Origin of the sequence: Neobacillus cucumis, from assembly GCF_002860255.1 — a bacterium.
In the GTDB taxonomy this organism is placed as follows: Bacteria; Bacillota; Bacilli; order Bacillales; family Cytobacillaceae; genus Neobacillus; species Neobacillus cucumis_A.
The window spans coordinates 1-1,581 of the sequence record NZ_PGVE01000038.1; the positions used below are offsets into that span (position 1 = coordinate 1).

A 1,581-nucleotide genomic window follows, 5' to 3' on the forward strand; every position below is an offset into this window, starting at 1 on the left:
GATGACGAGTACTGTGAAGTTACACCACAAACGATTCGTTTACGTAAGAAAGTTCTTGACAAGAATGAACGTGAACGTATAAATAAAAAGAAAAAACTTGGCGAATAATAAAGATAGAAGGGAATGTATGGAATGAGAGTAGAAGATTCAGAAATGGTCTACAATCGGTTGTCGGGAACCGCTCGCATTATTTATGAATATGCGCCAAATTTCACGACAGCCGGCTATATTCTGTTTGCGCTCGTTTTCATCATGTCTGCTATTGTGTATAAGCTTGGATTTGCAAGGAAGATTGGCTTTGGTCGAAACGTTATCATTTATACGTTCCTATTTATTGGATGTATAATACTAACATTCTTAGCTTTCTTCCTGCCAATCGTAGAAGGACTGTTTGTGGCTGCTGCCATTCTCATTATCTATCGTGTTCGACGAATGAATGAACACAAAAAAGACTCCGTTACTCAGTAACGGAGTCTTTTTATTCGATTAAAAATCTTTTTCAGTCGGATCTGAACTACGGTAGAAAACAAAGTTACCAGTCGCAATTCGTTTCTCTGTCAAGTTACTGATCCGCTCTTTACATGTTGGACACATATACGTATGTATGGGGCGGTTTCGTAATTTTTTGGCAAGTGGATTGTTATCTTCTAATTGATCGTTTTGGTCACATATGACACATTTTACGCGCATTGGAATTTCTCCTTCAATCTACTTGGATAGCCAGAACATAACGAATCGGTGAATCTTGATTCGATCCGTCTTTAAACAGAACATGTACGGGACCGTCTTCACGAAGAGGTTTACCGTTATGACTGAATTTGAAAATAATGTTGCTTGCTTCCTCAAGTGGATAGGTGTATTTTTCATCTTTAGTAATGAGTGTAAACGTTGTTGCGTTTGCTGATGGTACAGCATTGTGTATGAATGGTTTTAATACAATACCGAAGCTGCTTGACAACATCTTATCTTTTTCAAATCTTTTTTCACTTTTTAAAGTAGGTGGATAAGTAGCACCTTCCATAATTTCTCTGGACCAGTGCTTACCCATTCTTTCTTTATACTCTTCCATTTCATCTTTTTCGACAAAATCCTCCGAGAAAAATTCATCCAGATCGATACGACGATCATCAAATATCCAAACAGTAGGATCTAATGTTATTGCATGTTTCACATTTCCGGTAATTGGTATAATAAGTTCCAAAATATATCCCCCTCAATCCATAGTCACTAGTTTTAGTATACCTTTTCATAGAAGAAGTGAAAAGGATTTCATTTCAGTTCGTTTTTTTCATTGGGTAACACTTGCATTTTGTAAGAGCAAAAGATACAATTTAGACATTAACACCTTGCGGGAATAATGAATAATGGGGGCGTCTCCATGGAAATAGAAGTTCAAGATACGTACAAAGAACAAGCCATGAAACAACTGCACATAGACGCAGAGAAAATTGCAAAGCTAATAAAAGTGCAAATGGATAATTTAACTATGCCGCAATGTCCGCTATATGAGGAAGTACTCGACACGCAAATGTACGGTTTATCCCGTGAAATTGACTTTGCTGTAAAGCTCGGTTTAGTAGA

At 37.1% G+C, this 1,581-nt stretch carries 5 protein-coding genes; 3 read left to right on the top strand and 2 right to left on the bottom strand.

What is annotated here, in order from left to right:
- A partial coding sequence (locus tag CVD27_RS29060) for a hypothetical protein (RefSeq protein WP_374703059.1) occupies positions 1 to 108 on the top strand: 108 nt, incomplete at its 5' end.
- 24 nt (positions 109 to 132) lie between these two features.
- Positions 133 to 468: a YlaH-like family protein gene (locus CVD27_RS09235; protein WP_308301792.1), complete on the top strand. Its 336-nt coding sequence runs from the start codon at positions 133 to 135 to the stop codon at positions 466 to 468.
- 18 nt (positions 469 to 486) lie between these two features.
- Here CVD27_RS09235 and CVD27_RS09240 read toward each other — a convergent pair whose 3' ends face one another.
- Complete coding sequence (locus CVD27_RS09240; RefSeq protein WP_101647617.1) at positions 487 to 690, bottom strand: YlaI family protein; 204 nt, start codon at positions 688 to 690, stop codon at positions 487 to 489.
- Positions 691 to 703: 13 nt separating this feature from the next.
- On the bottom strand, positions 704 to 1,201 hold the full coding sequence (locus CVD27_RS09245; protein ID WP_101647618.1) for a hypothetical protein: 498 nt from the start codon (positions 1,199 to 1,201) through the stop codon (positions 704 to 706).
- A gap of 177 nt (positions 1,202 to 1,378) precedes the next feature.
- Here CVD27_RS09245 and CVD27_RS09250 point away from each other — a divergent pair.
- The coding region (locus CVD27_RS09250) for a DUF1507 family protein (RefSeq protein ID WP_101647619.1) at positions 1,379 to 1,581 on the top strand (203 nt) is incomplete at its 3' end.